This is a genomic window from Candidatus Nitrospira salsa (genome assembly GCF_965152625.1).
This window is the reverse complement of sequence record NZ_CBCUCO010000004.1, coordinates 1,004,255-1,025,075: the sequence shown is the minus strand read 5'-3', so window position 1 is coordinate 1,025,075 and position 20,821 is coordinate 1,004,255. Positions and strand designations below refer to the sequence as shown.

Here is a 20,821-nt window from a genome sequence, read left to right as displayed (position 1 = left end):
TGGGAGATTTGCATAATGAATAGACATTTATGTTGACCGACTCACCGAAGAAGCAGAAACCTGTCCTAATTCGGCAATGCGCGTCATCACCGTATCACTAACGGTGCGATAATAATCTTTTGGTTCCAGGCCTTCTCGATACGGGAATGTCATTGGCTCTCCAAAATGTATCTGTACAGGCTTCATCCGTAACCGAGCCGACCCCATGGGCAGCACATCAAACGTTCCACTAATATAGGCCGGCACAACTGGACATTGCGCCTGAGAGAGGATGACCCCAATTCCAGGTTTTCCCTCCTGCAGTCCCCCATGTGGGGTCCTGGTCCCTTCAGGAAAAATCACAACGGGCTTTCCGGCTTTTAGCCGAGAGACAGTTTCATTCAACGCAAGCCGGTCTAACCGGTTAGTCTTGAGTGGAATCCAGGCAATTTTTCGGAACATCCAGTGAAGAAGAGGATGCGGGAAAAGATTCGCTCGTCCCAGAAACGACACGCGTCTGGGAATACCACACCCCAAAAAAGGGATGTCGACGTAGCTGGCGTGGTTGGCTGCGAATAAGATTCCTCCACTTTTCGGAATATGCTGTGCCCCATGGACACGATAACGAAAACACAATCGCCCCAGTATATTGAACATTGCCCAAATACTGGCATACACAAGCCCACTCACTGGCGTGCTGAAACAACTTCCGTCAGATGGTCCAACACCTGATCAATCGACAAATTGGAGGTATCAATCATCATGGCATCAGTAGCAGGAATCAATGGAGCCACTTCTCGAGAACGATCACGATCGTCTCGGATAGTCATTTCTCGTCGGAGATCATCCCAGTTTTTCTGTTGATCATCCGCATGCAGTTCACGATAACGTCGGCTGATCCGAATATCAGGATCGGCATCAAGAAAAAACTTCACATCGGCTTGAGGAAAAACTTTCGTCCCCATATCACGTCCCTCAACCACAATACCGCCCTCGTTCGCAAAATCCCGCTGAATCGGAAGCAGCCATTGACGAACCTGAGGAAGTGCGGCAACCGTTGAAGCTAACTGACTCACATCTAGACTTCGAAGTTCATGCGTCACATCTTGGGCATCGACAAAGACCGAAAGCGTTTGCTCACGTGCCGTTAGCTCAAGTTTTGTGGTCGAAAGCAGATCTTCGACTTGCTTCGAATCGGCCGGATCAACATGACTGGACCGAACTTTCCAGGCGACCCCACGATACAACGCTCCGGTATCCAAATAGGTATAACCAAGACGCGCAGCCAATTTTTTGGCAACTGTACTTTTGCCGACACCTGCCGGACCATCAATCGTAATAAGCAACCGACCGTCCTTAGATTCCGGACGCTGCACGCTTTCCTGCCATTGGCTTATTATAGTGTTCACTGGGAGTTTGTCAATAAATCCAATAACTTGCCCTTGAATCCAGGGAAAGAAGTTTCAATGCAGTCGGTCTCATCGATGATAATAGCAGAATTGGCAATCAAACCAGCAATAGCCAGCGACATCGCTACTCGATGATCCCCATAGCTTTGACATTGTGCCCCTGTCAGTCGTTTTCCGCCGGTAATACTCAGACCATCAGGATTTTCTTCAATAGGAATGCCAAGTTTAGACAATTCCACTGCCATGGCATGAATCCTATCCGTTTCTTTAACTCGAAGTTCTTGAGCCCCTGTAATATGCGTCTGTCCTTCGGCAGCAGCGGCGGCCACACACAGGACAGGCAATTCATCGATGGTCTTAGGGATATCTTCAGCCTCGATCGTAATTCCATGAAGATCGGCTGATTTCACAAAAAGGTCGGCAACTGGCTCACCTGAAACTTCACGGCTATTCCTGACTTGGATATTGGCGCCCATCTTATTGAGAATATCGACGACTCCGGTTCGCGCGGGGTTTACCCCAATTCCAGATAAACAGAGCTCTGAATCCGGCACAATGGATGCGGCGACCAGGAAAAAGGCTGCAGCTGACATATCTCCAGGAACGGAAAGCGGCTTCCCGGTGAACGGCCTACGACCAGTTACCGAAACCGTACAGCCATCGACTTGGACATCAACGCCCAAATGTTGGAGCATTCGTTCAGTATGATCCCGAGACTTGACCGGTTCGGTCACGCTCGTCAGCCCTTCAGCTAAGAGCCCTGCCAACAAGACTGCGGACTTGACTTGGGCACTGGCCACAGGAGAACGATACTTACAACCTTGTAATCCTTGCCCAGCAATGGCTAATGGGGCATACTCGCCCGCTCTTCGACCAGTAATTGAGGCGCCCATCGTCCGGAGAGGATTGACGACTCGACCCATGGGACGATTGCGAAGTGATCCGTCACCAGTTAATACCGAAAAGAAATCTTGCCCGGCCAGAACTCCGGCAAGAAGACGAAGGCCTGTTCCGGAGTTTCCGCAATCCAAAACGGTTGAAGGCTCCGTGAATCCCCAAAGACCTTTCCCTAACACTCGAAGGCTGGTGGCGTCGATGTCTTCAACCGGAATTCCTAGCGCACGGACAACGCGAAGCGTATTGAGACAGTCCTCGCCAAGACAGTAGCCAGAAATGATGGTTTCCCCTTGCGCGAGCCCACCCAGAATCAGCGCCCGATGGGTGATAGACTTATCTCCAGCAACCTGCACGGTCCCACGTAACGGTTTGGTTGCAGTAGTGGTTGACCACGAACTCATGAGAGGCGCTCCCTTGCTTCCTTCGCCTGTTCCATAATTTTCTCAAGTCCCGTCCCATCACTCTGTTCCACACAGTCTTTGAATTGCTTGAGATGCTCCATATAGACATCAATCATCTTGAGGAGATTGCCTCGATTGGCCAGACAAATATCACGCCACATCTCGGGAGAACTGGCGGCAATTCTCGTCGTATCACGGAGACCACCTCCTGAATATTCTAAAAGCGTTGCGGATTGCCCTAATTGGCTCTGTAGTTGAGTAAGCGCCTGCATCAGAGCAAAGGCCGCGACATGAGGCAGGTGGCTAACCGCCCCTAACACAAAGTCATGGTCAAACGGGTCAAGTGAACAGACCACTGACCCTGCGGACTTCCAGAGCTCGCAAATAGCCTCTAATGCCGCCGGATCGGTTTGAGTTGTAGGGGTTACGAGGCAACGGGCTCCTTTAAACAAATCAGCGGTGGCATACGCAACTCCAGACTTCTCACGACCCGCAATCGGATGCGCCCCGACAAAGCGAACAGGCTTCGGCAGTAGCTGTTCGGCCTCTACGATCAACTGCCCTTTCACACTTCCCACATCACTCACAATGGCTTTCGCTGGGAGACTCTCTCCCCATTCCCGCAAATGCGTCGCATAGGTATCGACGGGCGTGGCTAACACCACCAAATCAGCATCGTTGACCGCGTCTTGAGCATGGGATTCGTAACGATCAATGGCACCAAGTTTCACGGCCAATTGAAGATTTTCAATACGGCGCCCGACGCCAATCACCGTTTCAGCCAAACCTTGCTGCTTGAGGATCAACCCCAGCGAACCACCAATGAGCCCGACCCCAACAATGACAACTTTTTTGAACAGCATACTCATATTAAATCAGCTCATCCCCGAACGTACATCTCATGTCGAAAATTGACAGAAACTCATCAATCGACGAAATAAATCAGGCTCAATATGTCTACTACAAATCCCGTCCAACCGCTTCGGCAATTAATTTCAAACTCGACATGAGATCTTTGAAGCGAGATGGCTTGAGAGATTCTTCTCCATCGCAGAGAGCGCATTCGGGGTTGGAATGAACCTCAATCAGCAGCCCATCGGCACCACAAGCAATCGCGGCTTTCGCCATAGGCGCCACAAGGTTCCATTTTCCGGTCGCATGACTTGGATCAACAATAACAGGGAGATGAGACATTTCTTTCAAGGTAGGCACAGCACTGAGATCGAGTGTATTTCGGTATTGTGTTTCGAACGTCCGGATACCTCGTTCACATAACATCACATTGCGATTACCCCGAGACATAAGGTATTCCGCTGACAGTAAAAATTCCTTGATCGTCGCAGAAAGCCCACGCTTCAACAACACCGGCTTATCGTAATCACCAACCTCTTTGAGTAACTCAAAGTTCTGCATGTTCCTGGCACCAATTTGAATGATGTCAGCCTTTTCCAAAAAATGTCCAAGGTCTCTTGCATCGAGAATTTCACTGACCACGGGAAGACCCGTTAACTTGCGTGCCTCGACTAAATAATCGAGCCCTTCTTGACCGAGGCCTTGAAACGAATAAGGTGAGGTCCGAGGTTTATAAGCCCCACCTCGTAAAATTGAGGCTCCAGCGGCAGAGACTTCCCTAGCAATCCCGACGGTGAGTTCTCGTTTTTCAACTGCACAGGGACCAGCCATAATCGCGATCTTCTTCCCTCCCACTTTAACGCCATTCACATCAATGACACTATCGTGTTTCTGGAATTCGCGGCTCACCAATTTCCACGGCGCTAACACTGGCGTCACACTCTCAACCCCAGGAAATACCGTGAGAGGCTGTCCTTGAAGAATCCGGTCATCCCCGATCACGCCCACCACGGTTCGCTCTTCCCCGATCGAAACCTGAGCCTTTAAGCCTAATTCACGAAGACGCTCAACCAGATGCTCAACATCCTGCTCAGTCGCTTCCGGTTTCATCACAATGATCATGGAGCAGAGTTCCTACCTTCTAGAGTCAACCTAGCACAATTTTCAAGGCTTCAAGAAAGCGACGGTTTTCTTCGGGTATTCCAACCGTCACACGAATCATGGAGCCTTTAATATGGCGCACGATCACGCCTTCGTGAAGTAGGCCATCAAACACCTGTCGTCCATCGCGTTTGGTATCAAAATAGAGGAAATTGGCTTGACTCGGAATGACCACCATACCAAGTGCCGTAAGACCTTCTTCCAAAACGGCCATCTCCGTTTCATTCACAGAGCGACTCATCGCAACATGTTCTTCATCTTCAAGAGCACTCAACGCAGCGAGTTGAGCGAGGCTATTCGCATTGAATGGAGGACGTATCCGATTCACGTAGTCGACAATTTCCGTGGAGGTAATACCATACCCTACACGTAGCCCGGCTAAACCATACACTTTTGAGAATGTTCGTAAGATAACAACGGGATGCAGTTGCTTCACATACTGTAAGCTATCGGGATAGTCAGCTGACCGGACATATTCATAATAGGCTTCATCAAATACGACGATGACGTGATCTGGCAGTTGAGCCAAAAACGCGTCAACCTCAGCCATCGACACCATCGTGCCTGTGGGATTATTCGGATTACATAAAAACACAAGCCGCGTTTTATCTGTCACCGCTGCGGCCATGGCAGATAGATCATGCCGCCAATCCTTCAGAGGAACCTCGACCGGCACGCCATGCGCGCCTTGCACAGAAAGCTTGTACATGACAAAGGTATGATCGGCCATCACCGCTTCTTCCCCTGGCGCAAGAAAGGCTTTGATCAAGAGGCTAATGACTTCATCCGAACCATTCCCCACGATCACCTGATCGGCTGACACCTTCCACCGTTCGGCGAGAGCTCGCCGCAAATAGTGTGCCCCACCATCGGGATACCGATTCAATGTCGCTACGCCTTGCGCCAGAACCGCTTTCGCCTTGGGGGAAGGGCCCAGAGGATTTTCATTCGATGCAAGTTTAATCGCATTCGTAATACCCAACTCACGCTCTAATTCATCCAAAGGCTTTCCCGGAGAATACGGAACGAGAGAAGAAATATTTGGGTGAACTTTTAACGGCATAATTAGGAACCGTATTTCGTGAATCGTCGTTCGAATTTCGTTAAGGTAAAGAAATTTATATTATCCCTGCGAGATACGAGCAACGAGCTACGTTATTTTTCGCGCTTCACGCTTGCGCGCCGGCACGAGCGACGAACAGCAGGGAACCTGTTAACTGCTTGAGGAAGGGTACGACCCCAGAACCTTCAAAAAGAGACACCGTCCCTTCACTTCATCAATCGCTTTCTTTACGCGATCATCATCTTGGTGGCCTTCCAAGTCCATAAAAAAGAGATACTCCCAGACTTTTCGACGGGTAGGACGCGACTCAATTTTGGTCATATTGATGCCATAGGATGAAAATGGCCGGATCATATCATACAACGCCCCGACTCGATCCTTCGCCGATACAATAATAGAAGTTTTATCTTTTCCGGTTCGCTCGGACCCTCGCTGTGACAGAATTAAAAACCTTGTCGAGTTATGGATATTATCTTCAATGCGTGATCGAAGAATCTTTAATCCATAGATTTCCGCAGCGATTTCAGAAGCGATAGCCCCGGCTGCCGCATCATTCACACATCGTTCCGCCGCCCGTGCCGTGCTGGGTTCCTCTGCAATGACGGCCGAGGGCAAATTGGCCTCTAACCACTTACGACATTGGGCAATCGCTTGCGGGTGGGAATAGATCGTCTTGATCTGTTCGAGAGAATCCGCCTTTGATAAGACGTTATGGGCAATCTCGAACATAATCTCGCCATAAATCAATAACGGTGAATCCACCAACAAATCGAGCGTGTGATTCACGACTCCCTCAGTAGAATTTTCGACAGGCACAATGCCAAACCGAATTCGTCCACGCTCCACTTCATCGAACACATCTTTAATGCTACTGACAGGAACATACTCAGCCGATTCCCCAAACTTATTCACCGCGGCCAGATGAGTGAAGGTTGCAGGCGGTCCAAGATACGCTACCGTTTGAGAGCCCTCTAGCGACAGCGAGGCAGACATAATCTCGCGATACACCGGCCTAATCGCTGAACTCGGAAATGGACCAGGATTTTTGGCTGCTAATCGCTCGACAATGGCTGTCTCACGGCCTTGCGTATGCAAATGAGCCGAGGCATCTTTCTGTTTCTTTAAATGCCCGACTTGAATGACGTATTGAGACCGTTCGTTCAGAATGCGAAGGATCTCGTCATCTAATCGGTCAATATTATCTCGGCAGGAAGGAATGTCGTTTGGCAGTTCCACAGATCACTCCAGGATTATTGTAGTTTTCTAAGGCCCTACTTACTGTTATCCCTCCGCACCTTAGGGAAAGGACTGAGATAGGTGCATGAGGGAAATTCACCTCACTATAACGAATCTGAACTGCTCAGCATAGCCGGAAAACAAAGGGTTTTCAAGAAGGCCTGACCTTCTAATCGAGACCAACTATTCCTAAAATCATAAGGGCTATCTCGTTTCAGATTTTGAGAGTAGGAATATCGTGAAGTTGTTGGCAAACCAGAAGGCCAGCTAAAAGTACCGCTTTCGATCCATCTTTTGATGAAGAACCACCATGATGCTAAGACCATCTTGATTTATTTGGTAAAAAATAACGTGGTTTTCGTGTTCGAATCGGAAGTAGCCCTTACGGATATAATCAATAGAGCGACCGAGGTATGAATGCTGAACTGCGTTCAAAGGTTTTGAGAAGGACCTGGTAATACTCTGAGGCTTGTTGCTCACCGATAAGCGATGGCCCTCCACTATCACCTTTTCGCTATGCAAATGCCACTTCTTGATATGGCTCGCCCTTGGCACGAGGACTGATGGTGATAGTGACTTTTTGATCGAGCAATTTCAGAAATTCCAGCAACTTATCAGTTGTAAACCAATGAAAATGCCCATTCATTAAATGTGAAACCTCAGGTTGTTTAATCCCCAAAAGAGTCGAGACTTCCCTTTGCCTCAGTTTTTTGGCTTTGATAATTTTGAAACCATGTATGCCGATCTGTCCACGGGCAAATAACTCGTCGGCATCGTCAAGCCCAAGATCAGTAAAAACATTTCCACTGCTTTCTTCATATTCAATCGGTTTCACGTTTAGCCAACTCCTTTGCTTCTTTATAACGTTGTTGAATCATCTCGATGTCCAATTTCGGTGTCTGGATGCCTCTCTTCGATTTTTTCTGGAAGGCATGCAGCACAAACTAAAATTACATAGGAATTTTCCTCTGTCATCAGGAGTTGAATAAATAGGGTCAGCGATGACATACCTGCGATAAAGACGCGATGGAATTCTTAACAGAAAGGACCACAAGGCTCCTGTTTGTTTCAAACCGCAAGCCTGACATCATCGCAACTCAACTCGGATGTACTTCAATGGCATGCAACGGAATAGGGTATTCGGTTACATTTTGCTAAAAGTCGATGGAAAATCCCTAAAGATAACGACTACGTTCTAAGTTATTCTTCGTCAAAATAGTCCGAATCTACTTTCTTAACTTCATACCGCCCAACGGTCGATACTCCAACATTGTGTTCTACCATTAGAGCTGCCAATCTATCGCCATCAATCAAAATAATTTTTGACTCAATCATCGATCCATACTCAATCGCTTCTTTCGAAAAGTTTGAAGTAGTTATGAATACCCCCTTTTTAGCTCTTTGACCCTGAAGAGCTCCGGCAAACTTTTGTAGCTCAGGCCTTCCTACAGTTCCTTCCCACCGCTTTGCCTGAATGTAAATAACATCTAATCCAAGATGATCTTCATTTATGATACCATCTATGCCACCATCACCACTCTTTCCTAGAGCACGACCTGCATCTTGCCTATTGCCTCCATATCCCATTTTTACGAGAAGATCTACGACAAGCCTCTCAAAGAACGACGGTGTCGAATCTTTCACAACACTAAGAACGTCATCTTCCAGATCCTTGAGGATTGCACGATACGCAGAGGCCAAAACATCCTCTGGCGTTTCGCCAGAAGATAATTCAATGATCGTTGTTCCATCGTTGTTCGATGACGTTTCCTTCTTTCGGTTTCTGAATTCTATGAATTCTGGGTATCGCTCTAAGAGAGAAACGTTAATCCTCTCTGGATTTTCCGCTAATAGGCTGAGCCCTTGATCAGTTATCCTGAAATACCCCCGCCTAGGGGATTCCAACAACCCCGCTTGTTTCAGATAGGAGCGTGCCCATCCAACACGGTTGTGAAAGACCCTCTGACTTCCACTTGGTAAAAGTTCGGCTCGTTCATCATCAGATAGAGCAAATTCTTCTGCAAGAAATTCTACAACTTCTCTGAACTTATGTTCTAATTGATCGGAGGCTAATTGAAGAACAGGAAGCATTACTGTCTGATAGTCGGGGATTGCCATAAACAAGATGCTATCCTTTTTGATATGCATAGAAATAGGTAACCAAAATTGATATGTATCTGGCCAACATGGGCGTGTGAAGATATAACAATTGTTGCAAAGCCTATTATCATCGGTCCCACTCAAAAAATCCAGAAAATCTCTTTTCCTGTTTTGACCAATCTGGTCTTAGACTTTTGATTCACAACTTAATCGGACATGCCCTCAATACCCGCCAGACTATCTTGGGATGCATTAAACTTGTGGGTGGAGCCATGAGATTCATCACCTTCAGAAACTGTGAGTAGACAACTGGATCGTGATGTGTGGCGCGATGGATTTTATAGGAACTACTGAAGTCGGGAGTAGCATGTTCATTCAATAAGAGCGATGATCTTGGCTCGTACTTCTGCAAGTTCATCCTGGGAGACGCTGCCTTTTCGCTTAGCCTTGCGGCTTCGCCAGTCGAGACTTTTCACTTGGTCGGCGAGAACCACACCTGCGGGATCACCAGTGATCAGGACTTCAAACGGGTAATGTTTAATTTGGGTCGTGATGGGACAGCAGATCATCAGGCTGGTTTTTTGGTTGTAGGTCTTGGGACTAAGCACTAGGGCGGGACGATGTCCTGCCTGTTCATGGCCCGTCTGTGGTGTGAAGTTTAGCCAAACAATGTCACCTGCTTGCGGAATATACCCACTAGCCATTACCAAGCTTCTTCGCCTTGCGGCTTTCCAAAATCCACCGCTCGATGTTGATTCTTGGTCGTGATGTCTTTGAGAAGGTTTTTGAGATCGTATTTTTTACCGTGGATTGGTTCAATCACGATACGTCCATTTTCTTCCGTAATTGACACTTCTGATTCCGAATGAAGAGAAGCGGCTTCAAGAAGATGAGAAGGGATGCGGATAGCTGCACTGTTACCCCATTTCTTTACCGTTGATTTCATATCAGTCCCTTAATGATTCTACATTGTATATATACCATATCATGGCTCCATGAATGATGCAACATTGTGTATACATTCTCGAAGCAGGAGAAGTCTGGCCAAAGAAAAGGTTTTCCGATCTCAGGCTAGAAAAAACTAAAAACATCCAATAGATGTAATTGATCTAGTTATGGATGTGGGAAGTGCGACTCAGGACCTGCCCTTGCTCTGGATAACCATCCACGACAACTGCGAGTGCTAGATAATTTCACCACAGTCTTTTACTCAGAACTGCCACGCAGCACCCGCCAGACAATCTTGGGATGCATCAAACTTGTGGGTGGAGCCATGAGGTTCATGACCTGCAAAAACTGTAAATAGACGACTGGATCGTGCTGTGTGGCGCGATGGACTTTGGCGAGGTAGGCATTTGTGAGATCAGTCATCGCTGGCTTCTTGCCTACGGTTTCCGGATATCGGAAATCCTCACAGGCGGCCATTTGCCAAGGAATGTCCACGACCTTGGCGATTCGCTGAAAGAATGGCCGCCACAGACCAGTCAAGGGTGCCTGTTGTCGTAAGAGGCTATCAAGTGCCTGAACCTGCATGGCCGCAGAGGTCATCCCTTGTCCGTAAATTGGATTGAAGCTCGCAATGGCATCGCCTAATACGAGATAACCTTCTGGGAAACGGATTAATTTCTCGTAGCGGCGACGAAGACTCGATGGGAATTTATAGGTAAACACATCTGAAAGCGGCTCAGCACGACTCACGACATCGTAAACATCTGAGACAGGCAAACGACGGATAAATTCAAGATACTCCGACTCATCTGTTGGCGGATGATCTCCAAGCCACCCACCGGCAGAGACGATCCAACGATCGTTTTCGACAGGAAAAAGAAAAGACATGTGCTTTTGCGTTGGTGGCGTTGGGGAAATCATCACCAGTTTTGCTCCAACGAGATCGTTCTCCCGACGCCGATACAGACGAGTCGCATATCCGACTCCAACCTTGACCTCATCTTCGTGCGGTCGCTCATACCCCAAATGCTTCAGCCACTTACCAGCCGACGAACCACGTCCCGCCGCATCGACAACTAGATCTGCGTCTATGGTCGTTTCGTCTGCTCCGTCGTTTCCAGTCACTACATGAACCCCGAGAACTTGAGTCCGTACGTCATTCACAACCAACCCGCGTACGGCACATGATGACTGAATTGTCACATTAGGCAACTGTGAAACAGAGTGACGAATGTTCCACTCTAAAAATATGCGGCTTACCGAGACGGCATGAAGCCCGCTCGTAAATTGCTTCTTGTACCCATCAAAGTGATACCAGCGTATCGCTTCGCCCATATCTGAGATAATGGCTCCACCCTTGACCAGAGCGTCCTCAAGGTTGGGGAAAAGATCTTTGATGATGCAAAACCCTTGGGCAAGAAGTCCGTGGAGATGGCGCGTTTGAGGCTGGCCCCTTCGGGATTCGGGATGATCGCCGACGGGATCGCGCTCGAGAATCGTGACTCGTTCAAAATGATCACTCAAAACCCTCGCAGTAAACAGCCCGGCTAGACTGCAGCCGATGACCACCGCATGTGTGCGCTGCTTGGGTGAATCCAGAGTCATATCAGACTTACGCTCCGAAAACGGCATCTCAGGAAGTGTCGCTTATCAGTCATTATCAGAAAAGGTGAAACGCGACTTCCAGCCAAAGATAATTCTGTGAGTCGAAAGAAACCTATAGCCGATTCAATTAACTTCCAATTGTTTGAAGTAGGTAATCACGCTGGGTTACTTGGATATCTCTGATTGGTGGCATCAAAAGGATAAAGTCACCACGATAGACTCCCAACGGTTACGCTCAGTCTTGCGAACGATCGAATCCAAGGGCTAGCTCGACTGGAACTTGTTTGGATTCGCTATAGCGCCGTAGCCCCTCCAAGTATCCATAAGATACTTGCCAGACCTCAAGCTACTACTCACCGTACGAGTTAATCTCTAATATTGGATTCAGGAGTTAGGAATTGGACAATTCTTGAATAAGTTGTTTAGGAGTGATAGCTCGGTGAATTCGTGTAATCACAGATATTTTTTTCTTAATCGCTTTGACCGACCATCATTGAAGGGGTAATTGATATGCCTCAGCTAGAACTTATTTGGATTCGCTATAGCCTGCCATATAACTGGCCAGATAATCAGGCAGTGATTTAATGATAGCTTTCTGAATCGGAAGGAAATTTGGCGCATTCGACTTCTTCTTTAAATCGACTGAGCGCCTGCAGTGCATCGGCTTTGAGGTGAGCATACGGCTTGACGAATTTAGGCACAAATTCATCGAACAATCCAAGCAGATCGTACAGCACCAGAATTTGCCCGTCGCAATGTGGTCCCGCCCCAATACCGATTGTCGGAATCGAGAGATGTTCCGTAATCGTCTTGGCTAAGGCCACAGGCACAGCTTCGAGCACCAACGAAAAAGCACCGGCATCTTCAAGGGCTTTGGCATCGGCGAGCATGGCTTCGGCTTGGTCTCCTTCCTTACCTTGGACTTTATAGCCGCCATACTGGTTGACGGATTGCGGGGTCATGCCGATATGAGCCATCACAGGAATCCCGAATCGCGTCAGTGCTTCCACGCGATCAATGACCTGATTCCCGCCTTCAATTTTTATAGCCGCAGCTCCGGCCTGCAGAAAGAGCCCGGCATTGCGCACGGCATCTTCAACACTGGCTTGATAAGACATAAACGGCATGTCGCCAATGACGAGCGATTTTTCTGCCGTCTGCGCCACCAACCTCGTATGATAAAGCATATCGTCCATGGTGACCGAGAGGGTATTGGCCTTTCCCTGAACCACGACTCCCAGAGAATCGCCGACCAAGATCGCTTCAATACCCGCTTGTTCGACAATCCGTGTAAACAGCGCATCGTAGGCCGTCACGACCACGAGCTTTTCTCCCTGACTTTTGCGCTGTTTGAATTCTGGAACGTTCATCAATGTTTCACTCTTTTTTATATTTAACTCCGGTCTTAGAGGAATCCAAGAATCGCAACCCCCTCAGGGAAATGAAAACTTATTGTTTAGTAAAGCGTTTGGCTGATTCTACCGTATTTTGCAAGAGCATGGCGATGGTCATAGGACCAACCCCACCCGGCACAGGCGTAATCCAGCCGGCCTTCTCTTTGACCGGTTCAAAATCCACATCTCCAGCCAAGCTTCCATCCTCTCGTCGATTAATACCGACATCAATGACAATAGCCCCTTCTTTAATCATCTCAGAAGTGACAAATTGCGTGCGCCCGATCGCCGCGACCACAATATCAGCTTCTCGACACACAGCTGGTAAGTCTTGGGTGCGCGAATGACATACGGTCACGGTGGCATGTCGATGCATCAACAGTAGTGCGACAGGCTTTCCCACAATATTGCTTCGACCGATGACGACCGCTCGCTTTCCTGTGATTGACTGTCCTGTCGATTCAATCATGTGAATCACGCCTTTTGGCGTGCAGGGTGTAAACACCGGTTCCCCCTCAACTAACCGTCCCACATTATAGGGGTGAAACCCATCGGCATCTTTGTGCTGAGAGACAGCTTCCAAGATGGGCTTACTGTCAATATGTTTGGGAAGCGGGAGCTGCACGAGAATCCCATGAATTTTGGGATCGGCATTGAGTTTGTGAATAAGCGTCAGCAACTCACCTTGAGTCGTTGCTTCAGGCAACTTATATTTTTCAGGATACAGCCCGGCTTTTTCACAGGCAATTTTTTTATTTCGGACATAAATCGCCGAAGCCGGGTCACCACCCACTAGCACTGCCGCCAACCCCGGCCGAATCCCCGTCCGCTCATTAAACTCAGACACGTCTTTCGCAATGTCTATTCGCAACTGCTGCGCTAAGGCTTTTCCGTCGATAATCTGTGCTGCCACATCCCCTCCTCTTGATCGCTGACGTTGATATATCAGAGGGTCACGATATCAAGCTTGAAAAAACTTCGTCAATCTATAGCGAATCTAATTAATTTCTAGTTGAGTGTAGGATAAGGAAACCTAGGCGACGGTTGTTGCGCATCTCTCGCAAGGTTGAAGGGGGTTGCCAATGGTGAGACCTGTTTGCCCCTGGAGTGTTGAATATAGGTCGCCTAGACAGCCTAAAGCTATGCCTCAAACATCGGAAGTTATTTGAATCGGCTATAGATGACAATGTCTACAGCCGATTCAGTTATACCGAATCGACTGAATTTCCGGTTATCGAATCCTGACTATCCCCGCGTTCATTAACTAGCCAAGCGTAGGCAGTTTAAACAAGCGGGGATAACCTCTACTGGTTGACATATGTATTCACACTGGCATGGCTACCTGTAATCCACACGTCGGAAGGTGGGCGCCTTCAGTAAAAATTGCGAATTCGATATTTGCAGGATTAGTAAACGGTCGTAGCCAAGATAACGTGTAGGACCATATTTGGATTCGCTAGATTTCTTGACAGCCCTGGAAATAGTCACTTACCATACCTTGTGAAGCTTCTGACTCTCAATCTTTCCTTGCTCAAATCTCCGCGTTTCTGCGTTTCCCTCTTCACCTTTCACAGACAAGGGTTATACCGATGAATAGTTATGTTTCATTATCGAAAAAAGCCCTTTACTTGATCGTTTGGATTTGTACCGTTTTCGTTCCAACGTCGGCCAGCGCTCAAGCCATTATCAATGACCTTTCCGCCCCTCAAAGCATTATTGCCAATTCTGAGAAAGGCTATCTGGTGGCCAATGCCAATGGAGAGCCTGGCAATCGCGATAACAAAGGTTTTATCTCTCAACTCGATGACGCGGGAAAACTCACGCATACCCACTTTATCCAGGGTGGAAACAATGGAACGGTCCTTAATTCTCCTACTGGAATGGTGATTGTCGACGATATCCTCTATGTCGCTGATATCGACACGATTCGAGGGTTTATGCGAACAACAGGAGAATCCGTCTCCTCGGTGTCAATGACCCGATACCACTGCTCAACGCTTACAGGACTGACAGCCAATAAATCCGGACAGCTCTTCGTGTCAGACACTGATACCAATGCCATTTACCGACTTGACCCCACACAAGAATTTGCTGTTTCCTTAGTGGTTCAAGACGAAGCTCTATCCGGACCACGAGGCTTAGCCATTCATCCCCATACCGGACGTTTAACCGGTGTAAGTTGGGAGGGAGGGAAAGTCTTTGAGGTCAGTGAATCCGGTGAAATTAAAGAACTACTCTCCAACTCATTTTTTTCACGTCGTTTCCACAATTTGGACGGCATCGCCTTTGACCGATACGGCAGCATGTACATTTCTGACATGTCCGCAGGAAAAGTCTGGAGGGTTCTTGCCGATTTAAAGAAACAAGTGATTGCTGAATTTCTGGTCTCTCCAGCCGGCATCGGCGTTGATCGTGAGAAACACTTAATTCTCGTGCCGTATCTTTATGCAAACGGGGCAGAAATTAATGGATTAGAACAACCGTCTAATTCAGGAAAAAAACGGAAACCTCGCGACTTGTCAGATTATGGCCTTGGGTGGACAAAGAAGGATCAACCCAATGAGTAAATGCCAATATTGCGAGCAACGAAAAGGCAAACGTCCCTGTCCGGCCTTGAGCGGATTTATTTGCAGCCAATGCTGCGGAACCTATCGTATGAACAAGATATCCTGCCCGCCAGATTGTGTGTACCTTGATCCCAATCTGGAATACCAGCAAAAACGCGTCGGGGTTCACTTCGAACAGGACCGTCGAACATTTTACCGTGAATTAATGGACTTGGGAGGGGAGCGGGCGGCCGAGGTCTTTTATGTCTTAGAGGCTATCACGTATCGATTTTTTCAATCGCGCCCGGAGGCCCAAGATGGTGAAGTACTCGATGGACTCAAACACCTTCGTCAATCGTTCAGCCCGATTCATATACCCGGAGCAGCACCACCAGCTTTTGGAGAAGAACTCAAGAAAGAATACAAAACCTTAGATGATCGCCAACCGCTTGAGACTCAAATGGTCACACAGGTGTTAGATCATGCCAGTCAATTTATCCAGGAGTTTTCAGGAGAGGGACTTCGATCCAATAGATTTCTCAATGGCCTCATTGGATATATCAAACTTCGGCACCCTGATGTGGCTGATCAACTGGCTCGTCAATCTGGAGCCGGTGGCCGAATTATCATCCCAAGTGGGACCCCGCTCGAAGACTCGCCTCCGATTGCTCAAGAAACCTAACTCAACTTTTCACTCAATTTTATAAAGTGAAAACGTGAATCGTATTTCGTCGCTCGTAAAAATATGAAGAAGAAATGTATATTTGACGAGATGCGTCGGTTTATTCCACGATTTCTACCGTCATCTCAATTCGCTCAAGCGGATTATCTCTCGGATCTCGAGGCTGACTAACAATCTTATCAATGATATCAAGCCCCTTCACAACTTCTCCAAATATGGTGTATTGCCCATCGAGATGCGTGGCTTTGTCAGCCATAAGAAAAAATTGAGAACCGGCACTATTCGGGTCGGCCGTTCTGGCAGCGGATAAGATACCCTTTTCATGAGCAACCTTGCTGAATTCCGCTGGCAATGTATATCCTGGGCCACCAGTGCCATATGACCGTACCTTGCTTGGATCTTTGGTGTTGGGATCTCCGCCTTGAATCATAAACCCCGGTATCACACGATGAAAAATTGTGCCATTAAAAAATCCAGACTTTGCCAATTTCACAAAACTTTCCACATGTTTCGGTGCTAGCTCAGGGAAAAATACGATTTCCATTTCCCCAAACTTGGTTTTGAGTATGGCACGCGGTGCCTTTGAGGACGTGGCTTCCTCATCACCAGTCAACACAACCGTTGAGGAACCTGCCCATCCTACGGCGCACCATGAGAACAGGATTACACTGACACACACGATTGTCTTTTCTATCAATCTTGTCCGACTTACTCTCTCCATAGACCTAGCTCCTCCCCTGATGACGTGAAAATGTATGCCTTAATATATCGCGTCTTCTGCTAGCCCGTTTTCCAATGCTTCACGAGCCGCAATTTGCTCCGCCTCTTTTTTCGTTTTACCGATTCCTCGACCACGAACTCTATCCTTAATAGACACTTCCATTTCAAAAACCTTCTGGTGATCAGGTCCTGATTCCTGAATAAGTCGGTAGTTAGGATTCATATCAAACTTCTTATGCGAAAGCTCTTGAAGGTGGCTTTTATAATCACCCCTGAATCCTCCTGAAGTGATTGTCTTGAGCTGTTCAAATTCAGGGTTCAAGACTCGAAGGATAAAGGCTTGAGCCTGTTCACTTCCACCATCAATATACACTGCCGCAATGACCGCTTCCAAAGCATTCGCGAGCAGCGAACTTTTTTGACGTCCATCGGTGGCTTCTTCCCCTCGTCCAAGCCGTAACCAATTTCCCAGTTGCAAACGTGTCGCAACTTTTGCCAAGGATGAACGGCTGACTAAGAAGGCTTTCGTCTTAGAAAGCTCACCTTCGTCTGCATGCGGAAAAATTGTAACAAGGTATTCACTCACCACCAAGGCTAAGACGGCGTCCCCCAAAAACTCTAACCGCTCATTGTCTTTTCCAGCCTTTTCCTGGCTGCTCTGAGAAAAAGACTTGTGGGTCAGAGCCGTCTCCAATAACTCTGGTTTGCGAAACACATATCCAAGTTTGGTTTGGACGTCTGACAGCACGAGAGTCCCATTATTCATAACTGGCAGACCCCTAGGATCTGCCTCAAATTTTATCACACGATGTTATCGAATTGTACCACATTGGGGGAATGAGGGTTGGCCTTACACAAAAAGCAGAAGCATCGTTATCCATAGATAAAATCTGCCCATTGCAACTGGCTCTTATAGCCGTTTCAGTTATACCGAAACGATAACGCGCCAACGTGTACAATGTTGAAACCCAATACGTGATGTACAACGTCAATCATAGTCAGGACATCCAAGCGGGTATAACCTTCCGATGTTTGAGGCACAGTATAACGCTGTCTTGGCTACCTCTAATCAACACCTCAAGGGGAAAACCGGTATCCACGTTCAATGCCTATTCGGCTCTCTGTCAGGTACATAACGATCGTAGCCAAGGCTACTTCTAATCAACACCTCAAGGGGGAAACGGGCTCCACGTTCAATGCCTAGTTGGCCCTCTGTCAGGTACATAACGATCGTAGCCAAGGCTTCCTCCCAGTAGACCTCCAGAGGCAAACAGGTCTTACCATTGAGAAGCACTTCAATCGCTGTGGGAGGTATACAGCAATCGCCGCCTAGTTTACCTTCCTCCTAAACTTGAATTTATTTGGATTCGCAATCATCATCAAAGCCTTTGAATATCAAGCAGGCATTAACGCCTCCAAACCCGAACGCGTTAGAAACAGCAGCAGAAATTTTCACATCTCGTGCCTTACCGGAGATATAATCTAAATCGCAATCAGGGTCGGGAGTTTCAATATTCATCGTAGGCGGCAACCGACCTTCTCGCAACGCCAGTGTGGTGAAAATGGATTCTATCCCACCAGCGGCCCCCAACAGATGGCCTGTCATAGACTTTGTCGAACTGACTGGAATGGTATACGCCCGCTCTCCAAAAACTTGCTTAAGAACCCTGGTTTCTACGGTATCGGCAAACGTCGAGGTTCCGTGAGCATTAATATACCCAATATCATTTTTTGACACCCCTGAATCCTGGATAGCACGCTCTAAACATTTTGTGGCTCCGCTGCCATCTTCAGGCGGTGCGGTAATATGGAAGGCATCACTGTTCATCGCATACCCTGCGACCTCGGCATAAATTTTTGCACCTCGAGATCGAGCCTGTTCTAATTCCTCCAAGACCAGCACTCCAGCACCTTCACCAATCACAAAGCCATCACGATCCTTATCAAATGGACGGCTGGCATGTTCAGGATCATCGTTCCGCCGCGACAAGGCCTTAGCCGAAGCAAAGCCAGCCAGCGCAGTAGAACAGATCGTACTTTCGGCCCCTCCGACAATCATCGTATCCGCCTCACCATGTTGAATCAGACGAAATCCGTCACCGATGCAATTATTTCCTGAAGCACAGGCTGTGACCGCACATGAGTTCGGGCCCTTGGCACCAAAACGAATGGCGACCTGACCAGACGCCAAATTAATAATCACCATGGGAATAAAAAATGGCGTGACACGATCTGGTCCGCGCTCGAGCAACACTTTATGATACTGCTCAATCGCCGGCAGTCCTCCTATTCCTGACCCGATATATACGCCTACCCGATCTTCGTTTTCTTTCGTAATCTCAAGTTTGGCATCATCGACGGCTTCCTGGCTCGCGGCGACGGCATACTGGATGAATGTATCCATCTTCTTAATTTCTTTTTTCTCGATAAAGTCGGCTGGATTAAAGTTTTTCACTTCTCCAGCAATCCGAGAAGGGTAGTTAGTCGCGTCAAAACGGGTGATAGGGCCGATGCCGGATTGTCCGGCACATAAAGCCTTCCAGGTTTGTGTTACCCCAACTCCCAACGGCGTCACCAACCCTATGCCGGTGACCACAACTCGACGTTTTTGGTAATTGGTCATAGTTTAACAACACCTCTTTGCTCATCCGAATCAACAAGAAAGATGTTCGACTGGAACATGAGAGTAAAAGATAACGACCACTCGACGAACACAGAGGCCCTCCGGATAACACAATGGCTTTCCCCTGTGAAATTCATTACACTTTTTCTTTAATGAAATCGATAGCCCCACCAACGGTCTGAATTTTCTCGGCATCTTCATCTGGAATTTCTACATCAAATTCTTCCTCTAAAGCCATGACGAGTTCAACCGTATCTAACGAATCGGCACCGAGGTCATCAACAAACTTTGCATCATGGACCACTTCATCTTCTTCAACACCTAATTGTTCAGCAATAATTTTCTTAATGCGATCTTGCACTTCCATAGCCCATCCTCCTAAATGTCAGATTGTAACCTGAGTATCATTGATCTCCAGAAACTTCGTTATACCAGTTTAGCGTCATTCATGCCATGTGCATGCCACCATTGACATGCAGGACTTGCCCCGTCATATACCCCGCGGCCTCAGACGCAAGAAAACACACGGCTTCAGCAACATCAGTGGGCTGCCCCAGCCGTTGCAGGGGTATTTGCTTTAAAAGCGCCTCTTTGACGTCTTGAGAAAGACCTTGCGTCATGGCCGTATCGATAAATCCTGGCGCCACAGCATTGACCGTCACCGTTCGGCTCGCATATTCCCGTGCCACGGTCTTCGTAAACCCAATGACGGCCGCCTTGGACGCCGCATAATTGGCTTGTCCTACATTCCCGATCGTACCCACAATTGATGCAATATTAATGATACGGCCGGAGCGCTGTTTGCTCATAGAAGACAGGCAGGCTTTCGTACAGTGAAACGTTCCGGTCAAATTCACCTGAAGAACCAGATTCCAATCTTCCTCTTTCATCCGCATCAGTAACCCATCTCTCGTAATTCCTGCATTGTTGACTAAAATGTCAATATGTCCCCATTCTTTTAGAACCTGGTCCATGCTGGCCTTCACGGAGTCCCACTCAGCAACGTTGACTTGTAACGACATGGCCTTACGGCCCGCCCCTTCAATAGCCGCGACCGTATCCTTACATCGCTCAACATCAAGGTCCATCACCGCAACATCTGCGCCGTCTCGGGCAAGACAGGTGGCAATTGTTTGACCAATACCTTGAGCCGCGCCAGTGACCACCGCAACTTTTCCTTCTAACGTCATAATGGTTTCTCCCGA

At 47.9% G+C, this 20,821-nt stretch carries 23 protein-coding genes; 2 read left to right on the top strand and 21 right to left on the bottom strand.

Going from position 1 to position 20,821, the window contains the following annotated elements:
- Positions 1-27: 27 nt before the first annotated feature.
- From ACWQXP_RS18770 to folD, 16 genes are all read right to left on the bottom strand, one after another.
- Positions 28-657 (bottom strand): lysophospholipid acyltransferase family protein, encoded by a 630-nt coding sequence (locus tag ACWQXP_RS18770; RefSeq protein WP_454064383.1) that lies wholly within the window; start codon positions 655-657, stop codon positions 28-30.
- An 8-nt stretch (positions 658-665) separates the two neighbouring features.
- On the bottom strand, positions 666-1,388 hold the full coding sequence (gene cmk, locus ACWQXP_RS18765) for a (d)CMP kinase (protein ID WP_454064382.1): 723 nt from the start codon (positions 1,386-1,388) through the stop codon (positions 666-668).
- Positions 1,385-2,686, bottom strand: coding sequence for a 3-phosphoshikimate 1-carboxyvinyltransferase (gene aroA, locus ACWQXP_RS18760; protein ID WP_454064381.1), 1,302 nt, complete (start codon positions 2,684-2,686; stop codon positions 1,385-1,387). Before aroA ends, cmk begins: the two co-directional genes overlap by 4 nt.
- Entirely contained in the window at positions 2,683-3,555 is an 873-nt protein-coding gene (locus tag ACWQXP_RS18755) for a prephenate dehydrogenase (RefSeq protein WP_454064380.1), read from the bottom strand. The genes aroA and ACWQXP_RS18755 overlap by 4 nt, the downstream gene beginning before the upstream one ends.
- A 91-nt stretch (positions 3,556-3,646) precedes the next feature.
- Positions 3,647-4,660: a 3-deoxy-7-phosphoheptulonate synthase gene (gene aroF, locus ACWQXP_RS18750; protein WP_454064379.1), complete on the bottom strand. Its 1,014-nt coding sequence runs from the start codon at positions 4,658-4,660 to the stop codon at positions 3,647-3,649.
- 25 nt (positions 4,661-4,685) lie between these two features.
- Positions 4,686-5,762, bottom strand: coding sequence for a histidinol-phosphate transaminase (gene hisC, locus ACWQXP_RS18745; protein ID WP_454064378.1), 1,077 nt, complete (start codon positions 5,760-5,762; stop codon positions 4,686-4,688).
- 150 nt (positions 5,763-5,912) lie between these two features.
- Positions 5,913-6,998 carry a prephenate dehydratase gene (gene pheA, locus ACWQXP_RS18740; RefSeq protein ID WP_454064377.1) on the bottom strand — a complete coding sequence of 362 codons (1,086 nt, stop codon included), beginning with the start codon at positions 6,996-6,998 and terminating at the stop codon, positions 5,913-5,915.
- Between the two features lie 267 nt (positions 6,999-7,265).
- Positions 7,266-7,478, bottom strand: a complete 213-nt coding sequence (locus ACWQXP_RS18735) for a type II toxin-antitoxin system RelE/ParE family toxin (RefSeq protein ID WP_454064737.1) — start codon at positions 7,476-7,478, stop codon at positions 7,266-7,268.
- A gap of 34 nt (positions 7,479-7,512) precedes the next feature.
- Entirely contained in the window at positions 7,513-7,833 is a 321-nt protein-coding gene (locus tag ACWQXP_RS18730) for a helix-turn-helix domain-containing protein (RefSeq protein WP_454064376.1), read from the bottom strand.
- Complete coding sequence (locus ACWQXP_RS18725) at positions 7,820-7,939, bottom strand: hypothetical protein (protein WP_454064375.1); 120 nt, start codon at positions 7,937-7,939, stop codon at positions 7,820-7,822. The genes ACWQXP_RS18730 and ACWQXP_RS18725 overlap by 14 nt, the downstream gene beginning before the upstream one ends.
- A 259-nt stretch (positions 7,940-8,198) precedes the next feature.
- Positions 8,199-9,116 carry a restriction endonuclease gene (locus tag ACWQXP_RS18720; RefSeq protein ID WP_454064374.1) on the bottom strand — a complete coding sequence of 306 codons (918 nt, stop codon included), beginning with the start codon at positions 9,114-9,116 and terminating at the stop codon, positions 8,199-8,201.
- Between the two features lie 353 nt (positions 9,117-9,469).
- The gene (mazF, locus tag ACWQXP_RS18715; RefSeq protein WP_454064373.1) at positions 9,470-9,802 is read right to left on the bottom strand and encodes an endoribonuclease MazF; all 333 of its coding nucleotides are present in this window, start codon (positions 9,800-9,802) and stop codon (positions 9,470-9,472) included.
- Positions 9,802-10,044 (bottom strand): AbrB/MazE/SpoVT family DNA-binding domain-containing protein, encoded by a 243-nt coding sequence (locus ACWQXP_RS18710; RefSeq protein ID WP_454064372.1) that lies wholly within the window; start codon positions 10,042-10,044, stop codon positions 9,802-9,804. Before ACWQXP_RS18710 ends, mazF begins: the two co-directional genes overlap by 1 nt.
- Positions 10,045-10,304: 260 nt before the next feature.
- Positions 10,305-11,651, bottom strand: coding sequence for an NAD(P)/FAD-dependent oxidoreductase (locus tag ACWQXP_RS18705; RefSeq protein ID WP_454064371.1), 1,347 nt, complete (start codon positions 11,649-11,651; stop codon positions 10,305-10,307).
- A gap of 581 nt (positions 11,652-12,232) precedes the next feature.
- Positions 12,233-13,042 (bottom strand): 3-methyl-2-oxobutanoate hydroxymethyltransferase, encoded by an 810-nt coding sequence (gene panB, locus ACWQXP_RS18700; protein ID WP_454064736.1) that lies wholly within the window; start codon positions 13,040-13,042, stop codon positions 12,233-12,235.
- A gap of 58 nt (positions 13,043-13,100) precedes the next feature.
- Positions 13,101-13,958 (bottom strand): bifunctional methylenetetrahydrofolate dehydrogenase/methenyltetrahydrofolate cyclohydrolase FolD, encoded by an 858-nt coding sequence (gene folD, locus ACWQXP_RS18695; protein ID WP_454064370.1) that lies wholly within the window; start codon positions 13,956-13,958, stop codon positions 13,101-13,103.
- A 676-nt stretch (positions 13,959-14,634) separates the two neighbouring features.
- Here folD and ACWQXP_RS18690 point away from each other — a divergent pair.
- Complete coding sequence (locus tag ACWQXP_RS18690) at positions 14,635-15,612, top strand: hypothetical protein (protein WP_454064369.1); 978 nt, start codon at positions 14,635-14,637, stop codon at positions 15,610-15,612.
- Positions 15,605-16,273, top strand: a complete 669-nt coding sequence (locus tag ACWQXP_RS18685; RefSeq protein ID WP_454064368.1) for a hypothetical protein — start codon at positions 15,605-15,607, stop codon at positions 16,271-16,273. Before ACWQXP_RS18690 ends, ACWQXP_RS18685 begins: the two co-directional genes overlap by 8 nt.
- Positions 16,274-16,373: 100 nt before the next feature.
- Here the strand turns inward: ACWQXP_RS18685 and ACWQXP_RS18680 are convergent, their stop codons facing one another.
- The 5 genes from ACWQXP_RS18680 to fabG form a co-directional block, all read right to left on the bottom strand.
- On the bottom strand, positions 16,374-16,994 hold the full coding sequence (locus ACWQXP_RS18680; RefSeq protein ID WP_454064367.1) for a peptidylprolyl isomerase: 621 nt from the start codon (positions 16,992-16,994) through the stop codon (positions 16,374-16,376).
- A 39-nt stretch (positions 16,995-17,033) separates the two neighbouring features.
- Positions 17,034-17,759, bottom strand: coding sequence for a ribonuclease III (rnc, locus tag ACWQXP_RS18675; protein ID WP_454064366.1), 726 nt, complete (start codon positions 17,757-17,759; stop codon positions 17,034-17,036).
- Between the two features lie 591 nt (positions 17,760-18,350).
- On the bottom strand, positions 18,351-19,616 hold the full coding sequence (gene fabF / locus ACWQXP_RS18670) for a beta-ketoacyl-ACP synthase II (RefSeq protein WP_454064365.1): 1,266 nt from the start codon (positions 19,614-19,616) through the stop codon (positions 18,351-18,353).
- Positions 19,617-19,752: 136 nt separating this feature from the next.
- Positions 19,753-19,983 (bottom strand): acyl carrier protein, encoded by a 231-nt coding sequence (gene acpP / locus ACWQXP_RS18665; protein ID WP_447970494.1) that lies wholly within the window; start codon positions 19,981-19,983, stop codon positions 19,753-19,755.
- Between the two features lie 79 nt (positions 19,984-20,062).
- Positions 20,063-20,806, bottom strand: a complete 744-nt coding sequence (fabG, locus tag ACWQXP_RS18660) for a 3-oxoacyl-[acyl-carrier-protein] reductase (protein WP_454064364.1) — start codon at positions 20,804-20,806, stop codon at positions 20,063-20,065.
- Positions 20,807-20,821 lie beyond the last annotated feature (15 nt).